The 5317-nt window shown below is 41.6% G+C and carries 6 protein-coding genes; all 6 read right to left on the bottom strand.

The features are described from left to right. Positions 1-88: 88 nt before the first annotated feature. Entirely contained in the window at positions 89-733 is a 645-nt protein-coding gene (locus TT11_RS16420; protein ID WP_261871183.1) for a hypothetical protein, read from the bottom strand. Between the two features lie 161 nt (positions 734-894). Beyond that, a complete protein-coding gene (locus tag TT11_RS16415; protein ID WP_261871182.1) occupies positions 895-1143 on the bottom strand; it encodes a hypothetical protein in 249 nt (82 codons plus the stop codon). A gap of 242 nt (positions 1144-1385) precedes the next feature. Next, positions 1386-1751 (bottom strand): YHYH protein, encoded by a 366-nt coding sequence (locus TT11_RS17575; RefSeq protein WP_370587887.1) that lies wholly within the window; start codon positions 1749-1751, stop codon positions 1386-1388. Continuing rightward, a complete protein-coding gene (locus TT11_RS16410; RefSeq protein WP_261871181.1) occupies positions 1643-2278 on the bottom strand; it encodes a hypothetical protein in 636 nt (211 codons plus the stop codon). Before TT11_RS16410 ends, TT11_RS17575 begins: the two co-directional genes overlap by 109 nt. 788 nt (positions 2279-3066) lie before the next feature. Continuing rightward, positions 3067-3438 carry an outer membrane protein assembly factor BamE gene (locus TT11_RS16405; protein ID WP_261871180.1) on the bottom strand — a complete coding sequence of 124 codons (372 nt, stop codon included), beginning with the start codon at positions 3436-3438 and terminating at the stop codon, positions 3067-3069. A gap of 174 nt (positions 3439-3612) precedes the next feature. Further along, a partial coding sequence (locus TT11_RS16400) for a YadA C-terminal domain-containing protein (protein ID WP_261871179.1) occupies positions 3613-5317 on the bottom strand: 1705 nt, incomplete at its 5' end.

Below are 5317 nucleotides of genomic sequence, written 5' to 3'. Positions count from 1 at the left end.
ATCCAAAAAGTGGTCGATGCCCATTCGTAACTGGACGTCTGCTTTGAATCGCTTTATGATTATGTTTGATGATCGTATAAGCAGGCATTTAATCTAAATGGCAGTTACACAGAATTCGGGATGGTCTCTCATTGTCGAGTACGACATTGGTTGACCAAATGAATTCAGAATCTGCTTTTCCATTATCAAAAATATCTATGAAATTGGTATAAGCTGATTTGTTGTCTACCCCAATGGTTTGGTTACTATAGGTAGTAGCGTTCGGCCAACTAGAGTCATCAAAGTCTGCTTGTTGCCAGTTGGCAGGCAATTCCCAATGCAGGCCATAATCTGCCGAACCGTCTTGTACATTAGCTGTGGTAACACAATTACTAGATAGGCGCTCGCTACCTGACTCACTAACACAGGACAAGTCTCTAATCGGCGCGGTATAAAAGGTTTGTGCTTTCCAGGTTTCATCGGTCTTAGCAATGATGTTGTTATCTTTATCTTTGATCACAGCGACTAGACCACCGTCTCCTGCATGAAACTCTGAGCCGTTATTACTCTCTGAACCAATACCTAAGTTTTCTTCCCAATCTACCAGATGCATAGCAACAGTAAACGGTGCTTTTGCCTTAAAACGCACTATGTTTGAATTGAACTGAGTAAATGGTACATTATCACGTCCAACTGCTATACCATTTACATACATCTCAAAATAATTATCTGCAAAGACGTAAGCGGTATACACCTCACCATTTGCGTCTATTTCAATGATGTCTGAGCTAAAGCTTCACTGGCGGTGCGATAGTCGTTGCCCGTACAAGGATTGTTTAAGTCGGACGCCACTTGGAAATCTGTATTGAGCAAATTGGTCGCTGCTGGTACTGTCCACGATTTACCGTCAGTTGACTAGATACTACCGATGTTGGTTTGACAACCGCGGTCACATTCATAGGTATTTGTCACATCAGTCTGGGCAAGACCTTGAGTTAAGCTAGCGGTACCAGTATAGCTGCTGGCATCTGCACTACTTATTGATGCTGTCGTTTGCTCATTGGCATCGGTAGCTACTGAGTCTATTTGAGTTTGGCTACACGCCGCTAGAAATACAGCAGATATCGTCGTGGTTAGCAAAGCAGGTATTAAAATAGGTTTCATTAGGATTCCTTAGCATTATATAAGATGGTCTAAAACTCAGCTTATTTGTCTCTATAACTGATCATTACCATTAGATGCACATTATTTTTTTCTGTGTATCATCAGAGCGTTTATAAGTCTGTACGGTCGTACCTTCTGGATCAATAAACTCAAAAGTATAAGTATCTTTAGTCGCTTCAGTAGCGCCCCAACTGTAATTCAGCTTATGCTCTTGACCGTCATGGGTATACGTTAGACTATATTTAGTCGGGCTTATAATCTGTGATCTCGGCTCCGCGCAAAGGCGTTAGCGCTGGGCGAACGCCATAAGTATGTGCTTGCGGTGAAATTTCATTTTCCGGCGCTTTCGTATCTGGGTTTATAGTGACCTTACCGCGCAAACCTGCAATTAAATACGGAAACTCTGAAGTAGCATGGTATCCATAGCTACCGTCTTCATTGTGTTTTCCTAAATATTCATCCAGCTCATCATCCGTTTCACCATAGACAGGAAAACCATCTAGCGCATAAGCAATGGGCTTATCTTCACCAACTTGTGACTGTAGATGGGTTGGTGCAAGATGATAGTGGTAATCATCAGCGCGTCCAGATTGTCTAACTCTCCGAATGCTTCGGTGTCCTCACCCCGATTGTTTAATGGGTTGAATATAGGAATGCCATTAGCTGCAATAGCGATGGCCCCTTTCATAAAATTGTCTTTGCCCATTAAAGGCTCATCGGCAAGCTCAGGCTGTAAGGGAATGACCCAACTATTCTCATTGGTATAATCCTGGTCGATAGGTACCTGCTGTTGCCAACTGGTGATACCTGTCATCATTTCATGGCTTGGGATACCGTTTGATTCGACATACAGATATTTATCATCATGATGGGTACTGACGTTTTTGAATATGGGCGTTTTTTCCAAAATATAGGTTTGATCATTGGCTAAAAATTCTGACAAGTTAAAAGAGAGTAGCTGATGATGACTGTCGGTCAGATAAACTATGTCGTCTTCTAATTTGATAAAGTCAGCAGCGACACTAGGCTGGCCGGTGATCTGCCACTCTTTGGCAGGCAGGGTATGTGCACTAGGGTCATGGGCGTAGTCAGAAGTCAGTGATGAAACTTGTATGGCAGTGATAATAGCCAGCAAGCTGAAAGCTCGAACCGTTTTTATAAGGGTTATAACACGCTCTCATTTGGATTGATATTTGAAAGTTAGTCATATTCAGGCTGTATACGTATGCACCTGTCTAAATGTCATAACTGTTTATCGTTACTCACTCAAAAATTATAGTGACAAAATAATAGGTCTACTATATTAAAAAGATAATATCAATTTTTACTTTAGAGAAATTTTAAGCCATATTGAGTTTTTTTACTAAACAAATTATGCGTATTACCTTTAAATAACGATAGGATAACTCGTCACATTAACTACGACCCGCTTCCTACTAAAATATCTATATATTACTGAGGGTTTATATTTGGTACAACATAGCTTTTGCCAGAAATCTATCATGAGTTTTGCTTATTAAATAGAATAAAAAATAGCGCCTTTGATTAGAAAGTCATATTATTTATAAATAAGAACAGTATTCTGTGGATGGCGTTTAATCGGATAGGCTACTAAGCTTCATAAATGTCCAAAACAATCAAATAGCCAGTATCTCAACTGCTGATTCAGTCTCAGACTCATATTTCTCATGGCTTTGATTTTAAGTATAACTGATTAGTGGATAAGACTAAGACACACCGTATACAAATAAACTTTAAAGGTTATGGATCTAGTTTTTTAAATGAATTAGCTAAATGTTATTAGAGCAACCCAAAAACCATAAAAAAAAGCCTTTCAAGCTATATTTATAGCTTGAAAGGCAGGATTAACAATGACAATAACGAACCTTATCTTGGTCGATGTTCTGACGTTAGATTTTCTAGTTAACGCGCAAGCTCCGAATACTTCTCGCAGGATGCAGGTAGCCAATAGAATTCAGTTGCAAAGAATTCGTCGTCACGCATTCTCCCTTCATAACTGTCATCAAAAATAATTTTATACTGGCAAACCTCTACTTCATTATCGGTATTATAAAATTTGAGAATATAATCCCATTCACGAGCATTGAAGCCTTCACTAAAATGAGGGGTCCCGATGAGTTTATAAATCTCATCTTTAGTAGTTCCTACACTAATCTTGGCGACATCATCATGATTGACGATAGTACCGCCTTTTTGCCAAGCTTTGTTTGGATCAGGGAATACCAAGCTATCGGCATCTACAGAGCATGCTGCGCCCCAGGTGTTAAGTGCCAAGTTGGTAAAATGTTCTTTTGGCTACAACCCGTCATCGTGAAGAGTAACGCCGTTGTTGCTAGTAAGCAATAATGATATACAGATTTTTTTCATTATACATCCCTAAATATGTTTTATAAGTGAGTTGACAGCGTCTATTCATGAATAGACGCTGTCACTACATCGCGTGGTAGATTAGAAATGGAAGCCTGCACCCACTGCGCCACCAGCATTGCCTTGGGTATCTGCGGTACCATTTACTTTAATGACCCAGCGGCCATTATCAGACACTTTAGACACACCAATTGCCACGGCACTTTGACCATTATAAGTAGCGATACCGCCACCAACCATTGACTTACCAGGGATATAAGCTTGTGGCAGTGAAGACATTGCCATTGCTGCTGAAATACCAGCGTTGGCATCGTCTTCTACTTCATTAATCTTGTAACCGAGCTCGTTAACGCTGTTACTGAGCTTCCCATCAAGCGCATTGAGCTGACCAAAGTTGACAGCATCATTGACTTCGATACCATCAGCGACACCGGTGATCGTTTTATCACCGGCATTGATGCCGTCAGTGGTCATGCTTGGACCATCTTTGATGGTGATGCCATTGGTGTTGACTGTCGTGTTACCTGTAGTCACACTATCAGCCGTGACACTATCCACACTGATATTACCGTTTAGGTCAAACTTGATACTGTTGCCAGTAGCAGAGGTGGTGATATTATTACTGCCCTCAAACTTAAGCGCACTACTGTCACCAATAGGCTTATTAATATTGTCACCAGTATCTGCTCCAAAGCTAAGACCCGAATCGAGTCTATCAATATTGGCTTGGATATTATCGGCATTGACTTTGATGTCTTCGTTGGCCTGTGCGTTACCTTGGTTGATAGAAGCAATAGCGTCGTTAATGTTTCCTTTACCTGTACCACCGATGTTATTAGCGGTGAGATTGCCATTCGCATCATAGGTAGCTTCACCACCGATAATACCAGCAACATCACTACCAAGATTATGTAGCTGACCGCCGTTGACCGCGTCTTTACTTCCTAACTCAACTTTACCATCAGCAACGCCAGTTAACACTCGATTACCATCTGTCCCAGAAAAGTCAACGCTATTTCCGCCTGTCTGACTACCTACAGTAATCTCTTCAGTAGTAGGATCTTGGCGGACAATACCTGCCGTACCATTAGTTATATTAGTAATGTTATCGGCATTAGCAGAAACACGATCATCTAGGCCGCCAAGTGCATCGCCTACATTATCGTATATATCTACTCCATCATTTAGCTCATACTTTGGAGCGCTGATGGTTCCATTATCATTCACTTTAGAACCACCACCGAAGTTGTTGGCAACGGAGTTTGCAGTACCGAACAACTGACCGCCATTGATTGCCTCTTTGCTACCAGTAGCCACTAGACCATCAGCAACTCCTATAATAACTTTGCCGCCAGCATCAATACCACTTTGAGTAACGCTTGGACCGCCTACAATAGTCAGACCAGTATTATCTATAATAGTAACACCAGCCTTAACACTACCATCAGTACCTAAGTCGACTTTTTCGGCAAGCTCTACAATCAAACCATCACTACCATCGTTACGAATGCCGATATTACCTGTCGTTAGTGCTGCTCCTGTTGCTGCACCGCCTGTGATATTGAGAGTCTCACCAAGTTTGCGATTGATAGCAATGCCGCGATCGCCTTTGAAGCTTAAACCAGCATTTGTGACGCCAGTCACTGCATCCTTTAGATCGCCAATGTTCGCCGCGTTAGTGTCACTACCCACTCCACTAGCAACGCCTGTGATGACTTTACCACCAGCATCAATACCACTTTGGGTAACGCTTGGACCGCCTACAATAGTGAGACCGTCATTGTTC

The sequence above is a fragment of the Psychrobacter sp. JCM 18901 genome (assembly GCF_000586435.1).
GTDB lineage: Bacteria > Pseudomonadota > Gammaproteobacteria > Pseudomonadales > Moraxellaceae > Psychrobacter.
This window is presented reverse-complemented; position numbering and strand designations above follow the sequence as displayed.